Source organism: Roseomonas sp. CECT 9278 (genome assembly GCF_918698155.1).
GTDB lineage: Bacteria > Pseudomonadota > Alphaproteobacteria > Acetobacterales > Acetobacteraceae > Neoroseomonas.
Genome location: NZ_CAKKLX010000011.1, coordinates 105,483 through 121,264 on the forward strand (window position 1 = coordinate 105,483; position 15,782 = coordinate 121,264).

The window sequence follows — 15,782 nt, forward strand, 5'->3', positions numbered from 1 at the left end:
TCGGGGCGCCCGGTCGTGGCTCAGGCGCGGTCGTTCAGGTGGCAGGCGCTGCGCTGGCCCGGCGCCACTTCGCGCAGGACCGGCTTCTCGACCCGGCAGCGATCCATCGCATGCGGGCAGCGCGGATGGAAATGACATCCCGGTGGGGGGTTGAGCGGCGACGGGATCTCCCCCTTCACGACCGAGAAGGCACGCTTGCGGCTCTCGATGCGCGGCACCGAGGCGAGCAGCGACTGCGTGTAGGGATGATTGGGCTGCGCGAAAACCGTCTCGGACGGCGCTTCCTCGACCACGCGACCCAGGTACATGATCACCACCCGGTCCGAGATGTGTTCGACCACGCCCAGGTCGTGGCTGATGAACAGGTAGGTGAGGTCCAGTTCGCTGCGCAGGCGGATGAACAGGTTGAGGATCTGCGCCTGGATCGACACGTCGAGCGCGGCCACGGCCTCGTCGCAGACGATGAAGTCGGGCTTCACCGCGAGCGCGCGCGCGATGCCGATGCGCTGGCGCTGCCCGCCCGAGAACTGGTGGGGGTAGCGCCGCTTGAAGGCGGGGTCGAGCCCGGCGCGGCGCATCTGTTCGTCGACATACGATTCATAGCCGCCGCGCGAGGTGATGCCATGCACCAGCGGCGCCTCGCCCACGATGTCGGCCACGCGCATGCGTGGATTGAGCGACGCGTAGGGGTCCTGGAAGATCATCTGCGTGCGCAGCTTCATCTCCCGCGCCGCGGCGTTGTCGCGCGAGAGGATGTCGGTGCCGTTGCGCAGGATCATGCCGTCCGACGGCGGCAGGATGCCCGCCACCATGCGCCCGAGCGTGGACTTGCCGCAGCCGGATTCGCCGACCAGGCCCACCACTTCGCCCTTGCGGATGGTCAGGTCGACATTGTCGACCGCATGGACCACTTCCTCGCGCACCGGTGCGCCCAGGCGCTTGGCGATCCTGCCGGCGAAGTCGAGCTTCTTCTCGAAGCGGCGGGAAATGCCGCGCAGTTCCACCATGGGCGAACCGGCGTCGATCGCGGTGGCGGCGCTCATGCCGCCTGCTCCTCGGCGGAGGTGAGCGGCAGGAAGCACCGCGCCTCGCGGCCGGGCAGGATTTCGCGGATCTCGGGTTCGGCCATGCAGGGGGCGGCGGCGCGCGGGCAGCGCGTGCGGAAGGCGCAGCCCGGCGGCAGGTTCAGCAGCGAGGGCGTCATGCCGGGGATCTGGCGCAGCGGCTCGCCGCGCTTGTTGCGCGACGGCACGGAGCCGATCAGCCCCGAGGTATACGGATGCAGCGGGCGGTCGAGCACCTCGGCCACCGTGCCTTTCTCAACGATGCGGCCCGCATACATGACCGCGATGTCGTCGGCGAGGCCGGCGACGACCGACAGGTCGTGCGTGATCCAGATCAGCGACGTGCCGGTGGTCTCGGCCAGCTTCTGCACCTCGGCCAGGATCTGCCCCTGGATGGTCACGTCCAGCGCCGTGGTCGGTTCATCCGCGATGATGAGTTCGGGTTCGTGCAGCAGCGCGATGGCGATCGCCACGCGCTGGCGCATGCCGCCGGAGAACTGGTGCGGATAGGCCTTCAGCCGTTCGTCGGGTGACGGGATGCCCACCATGCCGAGCGTGTCGCGCGCGCGCTGGCGGGCGGCTTCGTGGCTGACCTTGCGATGCGCCTGCACCGTCTCGATCATCTGCGTGTCGATGCGCAGGACCGGGTTCAGCGTCATCATCGGGTCCTGGAAGATCATCGCGATGCGGTTGCCGCGCAGGTCGCGCATCTCCTCCTCGCTGAGCTTCGCGAGGTCGCGGCCCTGGAACAGGATGGAGCCGCCGGCGATGCGCCCGGGCGCATCCACCAGGCCGATGATCGAGAAGCCGGTGACCGACTTGCCCGATCCGGATTCGCCGACCAGCCCCATGACCTTGCCGCGGCGCACGGTGAAGGAGACGTCGTCCACCGCCTTCACCACGCCCGCGCGGGTGAAGAAGTGCGTCTGGAGGTTGCGGACCTCGAGCGTCGGAGCGGTGGTCACTGGTTCCACCTCATCGAATCCGGCCGCACAGCGGCCGGCGCGCGCAGGACAACCTCCGCGTCGACGCAACAGGACGTCGGCGCGAAAGCCAAGCCGGCGCCCGGCGTTTGAGGGCTCATTTCTTCAGCCTCGGGTTCAGCACGTCGCGCAACTGGTCGCCCATCAGGTTGATCGACACGATGGTGACCAGCAGCGCGATGCCCGGGTAGAAGGATATCCAGTACTTGCCCGACAGCATGTATTCGTACCCGTTGGCGATCAGCAGCCCGAGCGAGGGCTCGGTGATCGGCACGCCGAGGCCCAGGAACGACAGCGTCGCTTCCAGCGCGATCGCGCGCGCGACCTGCATGGTGGCCACCACGATCAGCGGCGGCAGGCAGTTCGGCAGCAAATGCCGGAACAGGATGCGGTGCGTCGGCAAGGCGAGGCACTGCGCCGCCTCGATGTATTCGCGCCGGCGTTCCACCAGCGCGGTGCCGCGCACCGTGCGCGCGTAGTAGGCCCATTCCACGATCACCAGCGCGATGACCACGTTCATGATGCCCTTGCCCAGGAAGGCCAGGATCATCAGCGCGACCAGGATCGACGGGAAGGACAGCTGCAGGTCGACCAGGCGCATGATGACCGTGTCGGTGCGCTTGCCGGCATAGGCCGCGAGCAGCCCGAGCGAAGCCCCCACCACGCAGGCGATCAGCGCCGAACCCGCACCCACCATCAGCGAGATGCGCAGCCCGTACATGATGCCCGACATCATGTCGCGGCCCTGGTCGTCGGTGCCGAGCCAATAGGTGAAGCCCGCGCCGCCCACCGTGCCGGGCTCCATGCGCCCGTCCATGATGTCGAGCTGCGCGAGGTCGTACGGATTCTGCGGCGCGATCCAGGGCGCGAAGATCGCCACCAGGGCGATCACGCCAAACACGATCGCGCCGCCGACCGCGACCTTCGATTCGCAGAATTCCGAGACGAAGCGCCGGAACGGCGTCTCAACCTTGGCGGGCACCGGCGCGGAGGCCGGCGCGCCCTTCAGCGCGACATCGCTCATGTGCCCTTGGTCTCCAGCCTCACGCGCGGATCCAGCATCGAGTAGGTCAGGTCCACGATCAGGTTGATGGTGATGAACAGCAGCACGATGATCATCAGGTAGGCGACGATGACCGGCCGATCCAGCACGTTGATGCTGTCGATGATCAGCTTGCCCATGCCCGGCCAGGCGAAGACGCTCTCGGTCACCACGCTGAAGGCGATGGTCGACCCGAGCTCAAGCCCCACCACGGTCACCACCGGGATCAGGATGTTCTTGAACACGTGCACGAAGGTCACGCGCGACCGCGACAGACCCTTGGCGCGGGCGAACTTCACGTAGTCCATCAGCATGGTCTCGCGCACGCCCGCGCGCGTCAGGCGGATCACCAGGCTGATCTTGAACAGCGCCAGGTTCAGCGCCGGCATCGCCATGTGGCGCAGCCCGTCCCAGGTCAGGAAGGACCATTGCAGCCCTTCATTGCACGACTGCAGCCCGACGAAGCCGAGCACCGAGCAGGTCTCGCCGCGCCCGGTGGATGGCAGCCAGCCGAGCTGCACCGCGAAGACCATGATCAGCATCAGCCCGACCCAGAAGGTCGGCAGCGAGAAGCCCAGGATCGACCCCGCCATGATCCCCTTGCTGACCGGCGAATCGGGCTTCAGCCCGGCGAACAGGCCAAGCGGCAGGCCGATCAGGATCGACAGGAACATCGCCCCGAAGGCGAGTTCCATCGTCGCGGGCATACGTTGCAGGATCAGCTTCAGCGCCGGTTCGTTGAACACGAAGGACCGGCCGAGGTCGCCCTGCAGCGCATTGCCCAGGAAGACCAGGTATTGCTCCCACAGCGGCAGGTCGAGCCCGAGCGCCTTCACCGCGCGCTCGCGCTCGATCTGGTCGGCATCCGGGCTGATCAGGATCTCGACCGGGTCGCCGATCCCGTAGATGCCGACGAAGACGATGACGGACATCGCCAGCACGACGAACAGCGCCTGGATCAGGCGCCGAACGAGGTAGACCGTCATCGCCGTCTCTCCCGGCTCAGCGCGGCGCGGGGCGCAGGCGCTGCGCCAGCGTGCCTTCGTCGACGCTCGCGGTGTATTCGAAGGCGCGGCGCGTCGCCCAGATGTTGGTCTGGATGTGGATCGGCACCACCGCCACGTCCTCCATGGCCGTGCGCATGGCGCCCACGATCAGCTCGCCGCGCCGCGCCTCGTTCAGCTCGGACAGCGATTCCAGCAGCATCGCGTCGACCCGCGGGCTGGAATAGCGCCCGCGGTTGGACGCACCCCAGCCGCGGTCACGGGTCACGGTGGCCAGCACGTTGCGCAGCGGGTGCGACCCGTCCGGGTTCGACCCCCATCCGATCAGGAAGGCAGAGTATTCCTGCCGCCCGGCACGCCCCACGAAGGTGGTCCAGGGCTGCGCCTCGACCGCGGTGCGCACGCCGATGCGCGTCCACATCTGGCCGACCGCCTGGATGATGCGCGAATCATTGATGTAGCGGTCGTTCGGCCCGTTCAGCTGGATCCGGAAGCCCTGCGGATAGCCGGCCTCGGCCAGCAGGCGCCGGGCGCCGTCGGGGTCGAAGGCAATCGCCGGCAGGTCCGGGACGTTGCCGAACACGCCTTCGGGCAGGAACTGGTTGGCCGGCACCGCGGCACCTTCCATCACGCGCTCCACGATGGCGCGGCGGTCGATCGCCATGGACAGCGCGCGGCGCACGCGCACATCGGCCAGCGGATTGCGCCCCAGCGGCCGCCCGTCATTGTCGGTGACGAAGGGCGAATTCTCGTTGGCCGGGCGCAGGTGGTCGAGCCCGAGGAAGATCAGCCGCAGCCCGACCTGCTCGGCCAGCCGCACGCGCTGGTCCTGGCGCAGCTTCGCCAGGTCGGAGGTCGGCACCTGGTCGATCAGGTCCACATCGCCCGCCAGCAGCGCGGCGGTGCGCGCCGCATCGTTGGTGACCATGCGGTAGTTCACGCGCTGGAACGGCGCGCGCTCGCCCCAATAGCCGTCCCAGCGTTCGAATTCGATGCGGTCGCCGTTGCGGTGCGCGACCGCGCGATAGGGGCCGGTGCCGGCCGCCGCGCGCAGCGTGTTGAAATCCTCGGTCGTCGCGTTCTCCGCGGTTTCCTTGTCGACGATGCGGACATTGGTCATGTCGAGCGGCATCAGCGGATAGGGCTGCGCGGTGTGGAAGCGGATGGTCAGCGGATCGACGATCTCGACCCGGTTCATGGTGCGCGCATAGGCCGCGAAGGAGGACGGGCTGTTCGGCACATTGGGCAGCCGCTGCAGCGTGAAGGCCACGTCGTCGGCGGTGAAGGCGTTGCCGTTGTGGAAGCGCACATTCGGGCGCAGCTTGAATTCCCACACGGTCGGCGCGACCGCGCGCCATTCCAGCGCCAGGCCCGGGATGTTGCGCGACTGCGCGTCGTTGTTCACCAGCCGGTCGAAGATGATGTCCGCGACAGCGTTGTTCGGCGACAGCTGGTGGTAGTGCGGATCGATCGAGGTGACCGGCGCGCCGACCGCGATGGTGGCCGTCTGCGCGTTCGCCTGGCCGGCCGCGAGCGCGACGCCCACTGCCGCGAGCACCGCGGCCGCAGGCGGCCGCCGCTGTTGAATCCGCTTCATCCCAAGCCTCCCGGGGCGTCTTTCGTGGCCCCGGTTGTAGCAGCCCGCCCCGGCTGCCGCTAGGCTCGCGACCCAGCACCCGACACGCCGGAGACACCGCTATGCCACGCCTGCCCGCGCACCGCGCATGGATTGCCTCGATCATGGTCGCCGCCGGCGCCGCGCAGGCCTGGGGGCAGAACCTCACCATCGGGATCGGCGGATCGCCGACCTCGCTCGACCCGCATTTCTACAATGCCTCGCCGAACATCAGCCTGACCCAGCACATGTTCGACCGCCTGGTTGAACAGGATGCGCAGGCACGGCTGCGCCCGATGCTGGCGGAATCCTGGCGCGCGGTCGAACCCACCCTGTGGGAATTCAAGCTGCGCGCCGGCGTGACGTGGCATGACGGGCGCGACTTCACCGCCGACGACGTCGCCTTCAGCATCGAACGCGTGCCCACCGTGCGCAACAGCCCGGGCACCTTCTCCGGCCTGATCCGCGCCATCACGCGGATCGAGGTGGTGGACCCCCGGACCATCCGCTTCCACACCGCATCGCCGCATCCGCTGCTGCCGACCGAATTGGCGTCGATCCAGATCATCTCGCGCCATGCCGGCACCGGGGCCGAGACCGAGCACTACAACGCCGGCTCCGCCGCGATCGGCACCGGCCCGTATCGGCTGGTCTCCTACCGGTCCGGCGACCGCACGGAATTCACGCGCAACGACGCCTATTGGGGCGGGGCGCAGCCCTGGGCGCGCGTGTCGTATCGCTTTGTCGCCAATGATGCGGCGCGCACCGCGGCGCTGCTGGCGGGCGATGTCGACCTGATCGACCAGGTGCCGTCCTCGGACCTCGCGCGGCTGCGCCGCGAACCGCGCGTGAGCGTGCACGAGATCCAGGGCCTGCGGCTGATCTACCTGATGTCGAACTTCAACCGCATCGAGGACCCGCTGTTCGTCACCGACAATGACGGCCGGCCCCTGCCGCGCAACCCGTTCCACGACGTGCGCGTCCGCCGCGCCATGTCGATGGCGATCGACCGCACGGCGCTGGCCGACCGCGTCATGGAGGGCACCGCGCGGCCGACCGGCCAATGGCTGCCGCCCGGGTCCTTCGGCTACAATCCGGACGTGCCGGTGCCGACGCTCGACCCCGATGGCGCGCGGCGCCTGCTGGCGGAGGCCGGCTATCCGCAGGGCTTCCGCATCACGCTGCACGGGCCCAATGACCGCTACCCCAACGATGCGCGCACCATCCAGGCGGTGGCGCAGATGTGGACGCGCATCGGCGTGCGGACCGAGGTGTCGGCCCTGCCCTGGGCCACCTATGCCGCGCGCAATTCCCGCCAGGAGTTCAACATGCGCCTGGGCGGCTGGGGCAGCGTGACCGGCGAGGCATCGTACATGCTGGTCAACATCTTCGGCACCTACGACCGTGAGCGCCGCCGCGGGGCGGCGAACAACTCGCGCTACTCGAACCCCGCGCTGGATGCGCTGACCGACCGCGCGGCCTCCACGCTGGATGACGCGCAGCGCGAGGTGATGCTGCGCGACGCGGTGCGCATCGTCACGGTGGAGGATGTCGCGATGATCCCGCTGTACCAGCTCGTGAACTTCTGGGCGACGCGCCGCGGCATCGCCTATGAGGCGCGGATGGACGAGCGCACCACGGCCATGAGCGCGACGCCCGTGCGCTGACGCGCCGTCAGCCGGGGGTCGCGAGCTTCAGCCCGACGATCCCGGCCAGGATCAGCCCTACGCAGGCGAGGCGCCATGCGGTCGCCGCCTCGCCAAACAGCACGATGCCGAGGATGACGGTGCCCACCGTGCCGATCCCCGTCCAGATCGCATAGGCGGTGCCGAGCGGCAGCGTCTTCAGCGCCAGCCCCAGCAGGCCGAGGCTGACGACCATGCTTGCCATGGTCAGCAGCGTCGGCACCGGCCGCGTGAAGCCCTGCGTGTATTTCAGCCCGATCGCCCAGCCGATCTCGGACAGGCCGGCGCCGACCAGATAGATCCATCCCACCGCAGGTCCCCTTGGTGCCTGTGGCAGGGCCGTCCCCGCCGGTTCGCGACATGCGCCGGGGTCGTCCCCGGCGCGGGCCCGCTCAGCCCTGGCGGGACGCGACGAAGCGTTCCAGCCAATGGATCGTGTAGTCGCCCGACTGGAACTCGGGGTCGTCCATCACGGCCTGGTGCAGCGGCAGCGTGGTGCGGATGCCGGCCACCACCATCTCGCTCAGCGCGCGGCGCATGCGCCCGATCGCCTCGCGACGCGACGGCGCATGCACCACCAGCTTCGCCACCAGGCTGTCGTAGTGCGGCGGCACGGTATAGCCGGAATACAACGCGCTATCGACACGCACGCCGAGCCCGCCCGGCGCGTGATAAGTGTTCACGCGCCCCGGGCTGGGGGCGAAGGTCTCGGGGTCTTCCGCCGTGATGCGGCATTCGATCGCGTGGCCGGAGAAGGCGATGTCCTTCTGCGTGTAGCCGAGCGGCTCGCCCGCCGCGATGCGGATCTGTTCCTTCACCAGGTCGATGCCGCAGACCATCTCGGTGACCGGGTGCTCGACCTGCAGGCGGGTGTTCATCTCGATGAAGGCGAACTGGCCATCCTGCCACAGGAATTCCAGCGTGCCGGCATTGCGGTAGCCGAGCTTCGACAGCCCGGCCGTGACGCGCGCGCCCAGCGCGTCGCGCTCGGCGCCGGTCAGCACCGGGCTGCCGGCTTCCTCGACCAGCTTCTGGTGGCGGCGCTGCAGCGAACAGTCGCGCTCGCCGAAATGCACCACGTTGCCGTGGGTATCGGCCAGCACCTGCAATTCGATGTGGCGCGGGCGATCGAGGTATTTCTCCAGGTACACGCTGTCGTCGCCGAAGGCGGCCTTGGCCTCGCCGCGCGCGACGCGCCAGGCTTCCTCCAGCTCATCAGCCGAACGCGCCACCTTCATGCCGCGCCCGCCACCGCCGGCGGCCGCCTTGATCAGCACGGGATACTTCACCTGCTCGGCGACCGCGCGGGCTTCCTCCAGCGTGTCCAGCGCGCCCATCGAGCCCGGCACCAGCGGCACGTCCAGCCGGCGCATCGCATCCTTCGCCGCGATCTTGTCGCCCATCATGCGGATGTGGTCGGGCGACGGGCCGATGAACTTCAGCCCATGCGCCTCGACCATCTCCGCGAAGCGCGCGTTCTCGCTCAGGAAGCCGTAGCCGGGGTGCACCGCATCCGCGCCGGTGATGGTCGCGGCGGACAGGATGGCGGCGACGTTCAGATAGGAATCGCGCGCCGCCGGCGGGCCGATGCACACGCTCTCATCCGCCAGGCGCACATGCATCGCGGTGGCGTCGGCCGTCGAATGCACCGCCACGGTGCGGATGCCCATCTCCTGGCAGGCACGATGGACACGGAGCGCGATCTCGCCGCGATTGGCGATCAGCACCTTGCCGAACATGGGATAGGCCAACCTATTCGACGATCATCAGCGGTTCGCCGTATTCGACCGGCGTGCCGCTCTCGACCAGGATGCGCGTGACGGTGCCCGCGCGCGTCGCCTTGATCTGGTTGTAGGTCTTCATCGCCTCGATCAGCAGCAGCGTCTGGCCCTGCGCCACCTTGGCGCCGACCGTGACGAAGGCGGCGGCACCCGGTTCGGGCGACAGGTACGCCACGCCGACCATCGGGCTGGTGACCGCCCCGGGGTGGTCGGCATCGGGCGCCTCCGCCGGCGCCGCCTGGACCGGTGCGGCGACCGGCGCCGCGACCGCGACCTGCTGCGCCACCGGCGCCATGACGACACCCTGGCGCACCACGCGCAGCCGCGCCTCGCCATCGACCAGCTCGATCTCGGTCAGGTCGGTCTCACGCAGGATCTGCGCCAGCTCGCGGATCGCGGCGGCGTCGAATTGGATGAAGTTGCCCATCATTCCCCGTCCTGCTCGACCAGATCCGCCATGGCGCGCATGGCCAGCGCGTAGCCCTGCACGCCAAGCCCGCAGATCACGCCTACGGCCGCCTTCGAGATGAAGCTGTGATGCCGGAATTCCTCCCGGCGGTGGATATTGGTGATGTGCACTTCGATCACCGGCAGCCCGACCGCCAGCAGCGCGTCCATGACCGCGATCGAGGTGGTGGTGTAGCCCGCCGGGTTGATGATGATGCCGGCCGCACGCCCGCGGCATTCCTGGACCCAGGTGACCAGCTCGCCCTCGGCATTGGTCTGGCGGAAATCGATCGCCAGGCCGAATTCCTCGGCCGTTTCGGCACACAGCGCCTCGACGTCGTCGAGCGTCGCGGACCCGTATTTCTCCGGTTCGCGGACACCGAGCATATTGAGGTTGGGGCCGTTCAACACGGCGATCAGGGGCGGGGTCACGGGCGTTTTACCGGGTGATGGGGCGCAACGGGCTAGCACGGGGGGTTTCCGGGGGGCAAGCGGGGGGGCTCGCAGCGGCGGTCCCGGTCGGCGCGGGATGTGGCGGTCTGGACAGCCATGCGCCCGCCCGGCTTGCGGCGCCCCCCTCGCTTCGCCACATTCGCGGCCAGCATGACCCAGCCCATCGCCATCACCGTGAACGGCGAATCGCGCGATGTCGCCGCGGGGGACACCGTCGCCGCCCTGCTGCGCGCCATCGGCCTCGACACCCGCAAGGTGGCGGTGGAACGCAACGAGGAGATCGTGCCGCGATCGACCTACGACAGCGTGGCACTCGCCCCCGGTGATCGGCTCGAGATCGTGCATTTCATCGGCGGAGGCTGAGAGCATGGACGGAACCCCCGCCGCCACCGGCGACGACAGCTGGGAGGTCGCCGGGCGGCGCTTCCGCTCGCGCCTGATCGTGGGCACCGGCCGCTACAAGTCGCTGGAGGAAACCGCCGCCGCCATCGCGGCCTCGGGCGCCGAGATCGTCACCGTCGCCGTGCGCCGGGTGAACCTGTCCGATGCGTCGGCCCCCATGCTGCAGGATTTCGTCTCGCCCAAGGACTACACCTACCTGCCCAACACCGCCGGCTGCCACACGGCCAACGAGGCCGTGCGCACGCTGCGCCTGGCGCGCGAGGCCGGCGGGTGGAACCTGGTGAAGCTGGAAGTGCTCGGCCCGCCGCCCTTCCTGTATCCCGACATGGAAGGCACGCTCGAAGCCGCCCGCGCGCTGATCGCCGACGGGTTCGAGGTGATGGTCTATTGCGCCGACGACCCCGTGGCCGCGCGCAAGCTGGAAGACATGGGCTGTGTGGCGATCATGCCGCTGGGCGCGCCGATCGGATCGGGGCTCGGGCTGACCAACCCCTTCATGCTGCGCGCCATCAAGCAGCAGGCGAAGGTGCCGGTGCTGGTCGATGCCGGCATTGGCACGGCGTCGGATGCGGCGAAGGCGATGGAACTCGGCTGCGACGCGGTGCTGCTGAACTCCGCCATCGCGCACGCCCGCGACCCTGTGCGCATGGCGGTGGCGATGAAGGCGGCGGTGGAGGCGGGGCGCAATGCCTTCCTGGCGGGGCGCATGCCGGTGAACTACCAGGCGGATGCGTCGAGCCCGATGGGCGGATTGATCCGGTAGCGCCACGCCACCGTTCCATTCCTGCGGGCGGCCATGGTTTCCTGCGGCAGGAGGATCCCGCCATGCTGCGCCGCTTCGACCACCTGACCATCGTCGTGCGCGACCTCGACCGCGCGAAACGGTTCTTCGCGGTCCTCGGCTTCCGCGAAGCCATGGCCGTGGTGATCCAGGGCCCGCCCTTCGACACCTACATGGGCGTGCCCGGCATTGACGCCGACCACGTCACCCTGGTGCTGGAGGACGTGACGCCCCGCACCGAGATCCAGCTGCTGCACTACCGCCACCCCGACCCGGTGCCCGACCCGCAGATCCGCAACCTCGCGAAGCTCGGCATGAACCACATCTGCTTCGCCGTGGACGACGTGGCCGAGGAGGTCGCGAAGCTGGAAGCCGCCGGCTTCCACACCCGCAATGCCATCATGGACTTCCACGCCCGCAAGCTGGTGTTCATCGACGGGCCGGAGGGCGTCACGGTCGAACTGGCGCAGTGGCACGCCTGACGGGGCGCCGGCCCTACGCCATCAGCCCGCGCAGCTTCGCCGGGTTCCGCACCACATAGACCGCGCGCACCAGCCCGGCCTCGATCTCCAGCGCCATGGTCTGCACCGAGCCATCGGCGAAGCGCGTGACATGGCCCGGCAGGCCGTTGATCCAGGCGGGCGCGTGCGCCGTCCCCAGGCGTCCCTTGCGCCCCAGCCCGGCGAAGAACAGCGCGATGCGGTCCGCGCCATGGACCGGCTTCGTCGCCGACGTGACCACGCCCCCACCATCGGCGCGCAGCACAGCATCCGCCGCCAGCAACCGTCCAAGTGCGGCGGCATCGCCCCCCTCCGCCGCGGCGCGGAAGGCTGCGGCGATGCGCTGGCCTTCCTCCGGCGTCACCGGGAAGCGCGGCCGGGCCTGCTTGACATGCGCCCGCGCCCGCGCCGCCAGCTGGCGCACCGCCGCCGGGGTGCGGCCCAGCGTCGCCGCCACCTCCTCCGACCCGCCGTCGAACACGTCGTGCAGCAGGTAGGCCGCGCGCTCCAGCGGGCTGAGGCGTTCCAGCGCCAGCATCAGCGCCATCGAGACCTCCTCCGCCGCCGCGCGCCCGGCCAGCGGGTCGGTCTCGACCACCGGTTCGGGCAGCCAGGGGCCGACATAGCTCTCGCGCTTGCGCCGCGCCGATTTCAGCTCATCGAGGCACAACCGCGCGACGATGCGGCGCAGGAAGGCCCCGGGCTCCGCGACGCCGTCCTGGTCGGCCGCCGCCCAGCGCAGCCAGGCGGCCTGCACCACATCCTCGGCATCGCTCATCGAACCGAGGAAGCGATAGGCCAGCGCGCGCAGCCGCGGCCGCGCGGCGGTGAAGGCTGCCTCCCCCGCCGCGCCACCGCTCATGCGCCCGGCACCGAACCCGGCACCGCGCGGAAGCCGACACCGAAGCGGTTCCAGGCGTTGATCGTGCTGATCGCCAGCGTCAGCGCCACCTGGTGCTCCGGGCTGAACTCCGCGGCCATAGCCGCATAGGCGTCATCCGGCGCGCCGGTCTCGGCCAGCAGGGTCAGCGCATCGGTCCAGGCCAGCGCGGCGCGTTCGCGCGGGGTGTAGCAGGTCGCCTCCTCCCAGGCCGCCAGCATGAACAGGCGCTGCTCGGTCTCGCCGGCCGCGCGGGCCTCGCGCGTGTGCATGTCGATGCAGAAGGCGCAGCGGTTGACCTGGGAGGCGCGGGTCTTGACCAGTTCCAGAAGCGCGGGCTCCAGGCCCTGGCTACGGCTGGCCTTCTCCAGCGACATCATGGCCTGCAGCACCTTGGGGGCGGTGGCCCAGTGGTTCGTTCGGGCGGTCATGGCATGCTCCTGCATCCGTGGGGTTCGGAAGCAGGACGAGGCAGCCCGGCCGGCTGTGACATGGCGGCGCGGATCAATCGGCAGCGGCGGCACGCATGGCGGTGATCTCCTCCTCGATCGCCTCCAACGGCATCTCGGCATGCCAGCACGCCGGGGCGTCCAGCGCATCCGCCAGGCGCCGCTTGTAGTCCGCCTTCGGGATCTCGACCGCGCCGAAGCGCGCCAGGTGGCTGGTCAGGAACTGCGTGTCCAGCAGCACGAAGCCGCATAGCCTGAGCCGCGCGACCAGGTGCACCAGCGCCACCTTCGACGCATCGGTGGCGCGGGAGAACATGCTCTCCCCGAAGAAGGCGCCGCCGAGGGCCACGCCATACAGCCCGCCGACCAGCCGCCCCTCCTGCCAGGCCTCGATCGAATGCGCCGCGCGGCGGTCGTGCAGGGCGACGAACAGGCGCTCGATCTCGGTGTTGATCCAGGTGTCGGCGCGCCCCGGGGCGGGTTCCGCGCAGCCGCGGATCACGCCGGCAAAGTCGCGGTCGGCGGTGATGGTGAAGCGGCCCGACAGCGCGGTGCGCCGCAACCGCCGCGGCAGGTGGAAGCCGGCATCGATCGGCAGCACGCCGCGCAGCGCCGGGTCCAGCCAGTACAGCCGGTCCGACCCGCGGCTCTCGGCCATGGGGAACACGCCCGCGCCATAGGCGCGCAGCAGCAGGTCGGGCGTCACCTCCATCTGGCGCCGGCTCATGTGGCGGCACCCTGCGCGGAGGCGACTGGCGTACGACGGGACATCGCTGCGGCCCTCATTCGCGCGCATCTTCGCACATGCGCGCGAGTCGAGCCGCATCCGATACGGCATGGCCGCATGGCCGGCCCTGCGGCCGCGCCCGGGGAGGGGCGGGCCGCGGGCGCGTCACTCCTCGTCGTCGTCGGCCGGCGCGACCGGCAGGATCGCGGTCTCCTTCACGGTGGCCAGGGCCAGCACGATCTCGGTCCGCTCGACACCCGCCTTGCGGCGCAATTCGCCGGCGACGAAGGTTTCCAGCTCGCCCAGCGTCGCCACCCGCAGCTTCAGCAGGTAGGACCAGGCGCCGGACACCGCATGGCATTCCACCACGGCTTCCAGCGGCAGCAAGGCCTCGCGGAACTTCGTGTCCGACGTGGCAGGCCTAAGCGCGACGAAGACCCAGGCCAGCAGCGGGCATCCGACCGCCGCCGGGTCAAGGTCCGCCCGCCAGCCGCGGATGGTGCCGCGTTCCTCCAGCCGCTTGACGCGCTCAGCGGTGGCGGAGACCGAAAGCCCGGCGACCTTGGCGAGTTCTGCCAGGCCGGCCGCCCCGTCATGCTGCAGCGCGACCAGGATGTTCCGGTCTATGCTGTCCATGACCGCAGCCTATCCGGCAAACGGGCAGTTGTGAAGGAAATGGATCGGGCGCGATCGGCGAAACCGCGCCGCGGGCCGGCCCGGACGCGCAGCGGCACCAGCACGGCGCTGCGACGGGTGCCGCCCGGCGCAGGCGGTACAGCGGCTGGGCAGTGTCGTCCACCGCCCAGCCGTGCCGCGTCAGATGTAGTGTTCCTGCAACGGCCGGAAGCCATTGAAGGCCTGCGATGCATAGGTGGTCACATAGGCGCCGGTGGACAACAGTTCGACCCGGTCGCCGCAGTCGAGCGCCATCGGCAGGCGGTAGTTGGACTTCTCGTACAGCGTGTCGGTGCTGTCGCAGGTCGGCCCGGCGATGGTCACCGGACCGTCCGCGCCACCGTCATGCGGCGTGCGGAAGGCGTATTTGATCGCCTCGCCCTCGGTCTCCGCCAGGCCGCCGAAACGCCCGATATCCAGATAGACCCAGCGCACCGGGTCGTCCTTGCCCTTGCGGGAGACCAGCACGACCTCGGCCGACACCACGCCAGCATCGCCCACCATGAAGCGGCCGGGTTCGATCAGCATCTCCGGCAGGTCGTTGCCGAAATGCTGGGTCATGGCGCCCATGATGGCATGGCCGAAATCGTCGATGCCCGGCACCTCGGCGCGGTAGCGCACCGGGTAGCCACCGCCCAGGTTGACCATGCGCAGCTTCACCCCGGCATCCTTGAGGTCGGTGAACAGCATCGCCACGCGGGCGATCGCGCCCTCATAGGCCGCGGTGCTGGTCTGCTGGCTGCCGACATGGAACGAGATGCCATAGGGATCGAGGCCGAGCTCGCCGGCCTGCACCATCAGGTCGCGCGCCATGTCCAGCTCGCAGCCGAACTTGCGCGACAGCGGCCATTCGGCGCCTTCGTTCTTCACCAGGATGCGGCAATAGACGCGCGCGCCCGGGGCATGGCGGGCGATCTTGTGCAGCTCCGCCTCGCTGTCGAAGGCGAACATGGTCACGCCGGCCTCATGCGCCGCGCGGATGGCCGAGACCTTCTTCACCGTGTTGCCATAGGAGATCGCGCCGGGCAGCGCGCCGGCGGCCAGGCAGCCCTGGATTTCCTCCCAGGAGGCGGCATCGAAGGACGAACCAAGGCCGGTCAGCCGCTCCAGGATCGGCGCGGCCGGGTTGGCCTTCACGGCATAGAACACGCGCGCGAGCGGCAGCGCCGCCTTCAGCGCGCGATAGTTCTGCTCCACCCGTTCCACGTCGACGACGAGGCACGGGGTCGCAGGCGCGTGGTCGCGCAGATACTCAGCGATCTTCGGGGTCATCGCCGCACCTTTCCAGGCTCCG

Annotated in this window: 18 protein-coding genes; 4 read left to right on the forward strand and 14 right to left on the reverse strand. The window is 69.7% G+C overall.

The window, feature by feature from the left end:
* Positions 1 to 20: 20 nt before the first annotated feature.
* The 5 genes from LQ222_RS09920 to LQ222_RS09940 all read right to left on the reverse strand — a co-directional run bounded on the left by LQ222_RS09920 (position 21) and on the right by LQ222_RS09940 (position 5,690).
* Positions 21 to 1,043: an ABC transporter ATP-binding protein gene (locus tag LQ222_RS09920; RefSeq protein ID WP_230166139.1), complete on the reverse strand. Its 1,023-nt coding sequence runs from the start codon at positions 1,041 to 1,043 to the stop codon at positions 21 to 23.
* A complete protein-coding gene (locus LQ222_RS09925) occupies positions 1,040 to 2,029 on the reverse strand; it encodes an ABC transporter ATP-binding protein (protein ID WP_230166140.1) in 990 nt (329 codons plus the stop codon). Before LQ222_RS09925 ends, LQ222_RS09920 begins: the two co-directional genes overlap by 4 nt.
* 115 nt (positions 2,030 to 2,144) lie before the next feature.
* Positions 2,145 to 3,071, reverse strand: a complete 927-nt coding sequence (locus LQ222_RS09930; RefSeq protein ID WP_230166141.1) for an ABC transporter permease — start codon at positions 3,069 to 3,071, stop codon at positions 2,145 to 2,147.
* Complete coding sequence (locus tag LQ222_RS09935; protein ID WP_230166142.1) at positions 3,068 to 4,075, reverse strand: ABC transporter permease; 1,008 nt, start codon at positions 4,073 to 4,075, stop codon at positions 3,068 to 3,070. Before LQ222_RS09935 ends, LQ222_RS09930 begins: the two co-directional genes overlap by 4 nt.
* Before the next feature lie 16 nt (positions 4,076 to 4,091).
* A complete protein-coding gene (locus LQ222_RS09940) occupies positions 4,092 to 5,690 on the reverse strand; it encodes an ABC transporter substrate-binding protein (RefSeq protein WP_230166143.1) in 1,599 nt (532 codons plus the stop codon).
* Between the two features lie 101 nt (positions 5,691 to 5,791).
* Here LQ222_RS09940 and LQ222_RS09945 point away from each other — a divergent pair, with 101 nt between their 5' ends.
* Positions 5,792 to 7,375 (forward strand): ABC transporter substrate-binding protein, encoded by a 1,584-nt coding sequence (locus LQ222_RS09945; protein ID WP_230166144.1) that lies wholly within the window; start codon positions 5,792 to 5,794, stop codon positions 7,373 to 7,375.
* A gap of 7 nt (positions 7,376 to 7,382) precedes the next feature.
* Here LQ222_RS09945 and sugE read toward each other — a convergent pair whose 3' ends face one another.
* The 4 genes from sugE to aroQ form a co-directional block, all read right to left on the reverse strand.
* Entirely contained in the window at positions 7,383 to 7,703 is a 321-nt protein-coding gene (gene sugE, locus LQ222_RS09950; RefSeq protein WP_230166145.1) for a quaternary ammonium compound efflux SMR transporter SugE, read from the reverse strand.
* Between the two features lie 82 nt (positions 7,704 to 7,785).
* Positions 7,786 to 9,132 carry an acetyl-CoA carboxylase biotin carboxylase subunit gene (gene accC, locus LQ222_RS09955; RefSeq protein ID WP_230166178.1) on the reverse strand — a complete coding sequence of 449 codons (1,347 nt, stop codon included), beginning with the start codon at positions 9,130 to 9,132 and terminating at the stop codon, positions 7,786 to 7,788.
* 13 nt (positions 9,133 to 9,145) lie between these two features.
* Positions 9,146 to 9,601: an acetyl-CoA carboxylase biotin carboxyl carrier protein gene (accB, locus tag LQ222_RS09960; RefSeq protein WP_230166146.1), complete on the reverse strand. Its 456-nt coding sequence runs from the start codon at positions 9,599 to 9,601 to the stop codon at positions 9,146 to 9,148.
* Positions 9,601 to 10,053 carry a type II 3-dehydroquinate dehydratase gene (gene aroQ, locus LQ222_RS09965; protein ID WP_230166147.1) on the reverse strand — a complete coding sequence of 151 codons (453 nt, stop codon included), beginning with the start codon at positions 10,051 to 10,053 and terminating at the stop codon, positions 9,601 to 9,603. Before aroQ ends, accB begins: the two co-directional genes overlap by 1 nt.
* 171 nt (positions 10,054 to 10,224) lie before the next feature.
* Between aroQ and thiS the strand changes: the two genes are divergently transcribed.
* From thiS to LQ222_RS09980, 3 genes are all read left to right on the forward strand, one after another.
* Positions 10,225 to 10,437 carry a sulfur carrier protein ThiS gene (gene thiS / locus LQ222_RS09970; RefSeq protein WP_230166148.1) on the forward strand — a complete coding sequence of 71 codons (213 nt, stop codon included), beginning with the start codon at positions 10,225 to 10,227 and terminating at the stop codon, positions 10,435 to 10,437.
* A 4-nt stretch (positions 10,438 to 10,441) separates the two neighbouring features.
* On the forward strand, positions 10,442 to 11,239 hold the full coding sequence (locus LQ222_RS09975) for a thiazole synthase (protein ID WP_230166149.1): 798 nt from the start codon (positions 10,442 to 10,444) through the stop codon (positions 11,237 to 11,239).
* 62 nt (positions 11,240 to 11,301) lie between these two features.
* Positions 11,302 to 11,739 carry a VOC family protein gene (locus tag LQ222_RS09980; RefSeq protein WP_230166150.1) on the forward strand — a complete coding sequence of 146 codons (438 nt, stop codon included), beginning with the start codon at positions 11,302 to 11,304 and terminating at the stop codon, positions 11,737 to 11,739.
* A 13-nt stretch (positions 11,740 to 11,752) separates the two neighbouring features.
* Here LQ222_RS09980 and sigJ read toward each other — a convergent pair whose 3' ends face one another.
* The 5 genes from sigJ to LQ222_RS10005 form a co-directional block, all read right to left on the reverse strand.
* Complete coding sequence (gene sigJ, locus LQ222_RS09985) at positions 11,753 to 12,619, reverse strand: RNA polymerase sigma factor SigJ (protein WP_230166151.1); 867 nt, start codon at positions 12,617 to 12,619, stop codon at positions 11,753 to 11,755.
* The gene (locus LQ222_RS09990) at positions 12,616 to 13,068 is read right to left on the reverse strand and encodes a carboxymuconolactone decarboxylase family protein (RefSeq protein WP_230166152.1); all 453 of its coding nucleotides are present in this window, start codon (positions 13,066 to 13,068) and stop codon (positions 12,616 to 12,618) included. The genes sigJ and LQ222_RS09990 overlap by 4 nt, the downstream gene beginning before the upstream one ends.
* A 73-nt stretch (positions 13,069 to 13,141) precedes the next feature.
* Positions 13,142 to 13,813 carry a leucyl/phenylalanyl-tRNA--protein transferase gene (aat, locus tag LQ222_RS09995; protein WP_230166153.1) on the reverse strand — a complete coding sequence of 224 codons (672 nt, stop codon included), beginning with the start codon at positions 13,811 to 13,813 and terminating at the stop codon, positions 13,142 to 13,144.
* A 165-nt stretch (positions 13,814 to 13,978) separates the two neighbouring features.
* Positions 13,979 to 14,449 carry an Lrp/AsnC family transcriptional regulator gene (locus LQ222_RS10000; RefSeq protein WP_230166154.1) on the reverse strand — a complete coding sequence of 157 codons (471 nt, stop codon included), beginning with the start codon at positions 14,447 to 14,449 and terminating at the stop codon, positions 13,979 to 13,981.
* Positions 14,450 to 14,629: 180 nt separating this feature from the next.
* Positions 14,630 to 15,760, reverse strand: coding sequence for a type III PLP-dependent enzyme (locus LQ222_RS10005; protein ID WP_230166155.1), 1,131 nt, complete (start codon positions 15,758 to 15,760; stop codon positions 14,630 to 14,632).
* Between the last annotated feature and the right edge of the window lie 22 nt (positions 15,761 to 15,782).

Coding starts and splice junctions, on each gene's coding strand:
- LQ222_RS09940 (WP_230166143.1), bottom strand. CDS start 5,690: ATGAAGCGGATTCAACAGCGGCGGCCGCCTGCGGCCGCGGTGCTCGCG.
- LQ222_RS09980 (WP_230166150.1), top strand. CDS start 11,302: ATGCTGCGCCGCTTCGACCACCTGACCATCGTCGTGCGCGACCTCGAC.
- LQ222_RS09935 (WP_230166142.1), bottom strand. CDS start 4,075: ATGACGGTCTACCTCGTTCGGCGCCTGATCCAGGCGCTGTTCGTCGTG.
- LQ222_RS09990 (WP_230166152.1), bottom strand. CDS start 13,068: ATGACCGCCCGAACGAACCACTGGGCCACCGCCCCCAAGGTGCTGCAG.
- accB (WP_230166146.1), bottom strand. CDS start 9,601: ATGGGCAACTTCATCCAATTCGACGCCGCCGCGATCCGCGAGCTGGCG.
- sigJ (WP_230166151.1), bottom strand. CDS start 12,619: ATGAGCGGTGGCGCGGCGGGGGAGGCAGCCTTCACCGCCGCGCGGCCG.
- LQ222_RS09945 (WP_230166144.1), top strand. CDS start 5,792: ATGCCACGCCTGCCCGCGCACCGCGCATGGATTGCCTCGATCATGGTC.
- LQ222_RS09920 (WP_230166139.1), bottom strand. CDS start 1,043: ATGAGCGCCGCCACCGCGATCGACGCCGGTTCGCCCATGGTGGAACTG.
- thiS (WP_230166148.1), top strand. CDS start 10,225: ATGACCCAGCCCATCGCCATCACCGTGAACGGCGAATCGCGCGATGTC.
- LQ222_RS10005 (WP_230166155.1), bottom strand. CDS start 15,760: ATGACCCCGAAGATCGCTGAGTATCTGCGCGACCACGCGCCTGCGACC.
- LQ222_RS10000 (WP_230166154.1), bottom strand. CDS start 14,449: ATGGACAGCATAGACCGGAACATCCTGGTCGCGCTGCAGCATGACGGG.
- aat (WP_230166153.1), bottom strand. CDS start 13,813: ATGAGCCGGCGCCAGATGGAGGTGACGCCCGACCTGCTGCTGCGCGCC.
- LQ222_RS09930 (WP_230166141.1), bottom strand. CDS start 3,071: ATGAGCGATGTCGCGCTGAAGGGCGCGCCGGCCTCCGCGCCGGTGCCC.
- LQ222_RS09975 (WP_230166149.1), top strand. CDS start 10,442: ATGGACGGAACCCCCGCCGCCACCGGCGACGACAGCTGGGAGGTCGCC.
- accC (WP_230166178.1), bottom strand. CDS start 9,132: ATGTTCGGCAAGGTGCTGATCGCCAATCGCGGCGAGATCGCGCTCCGT.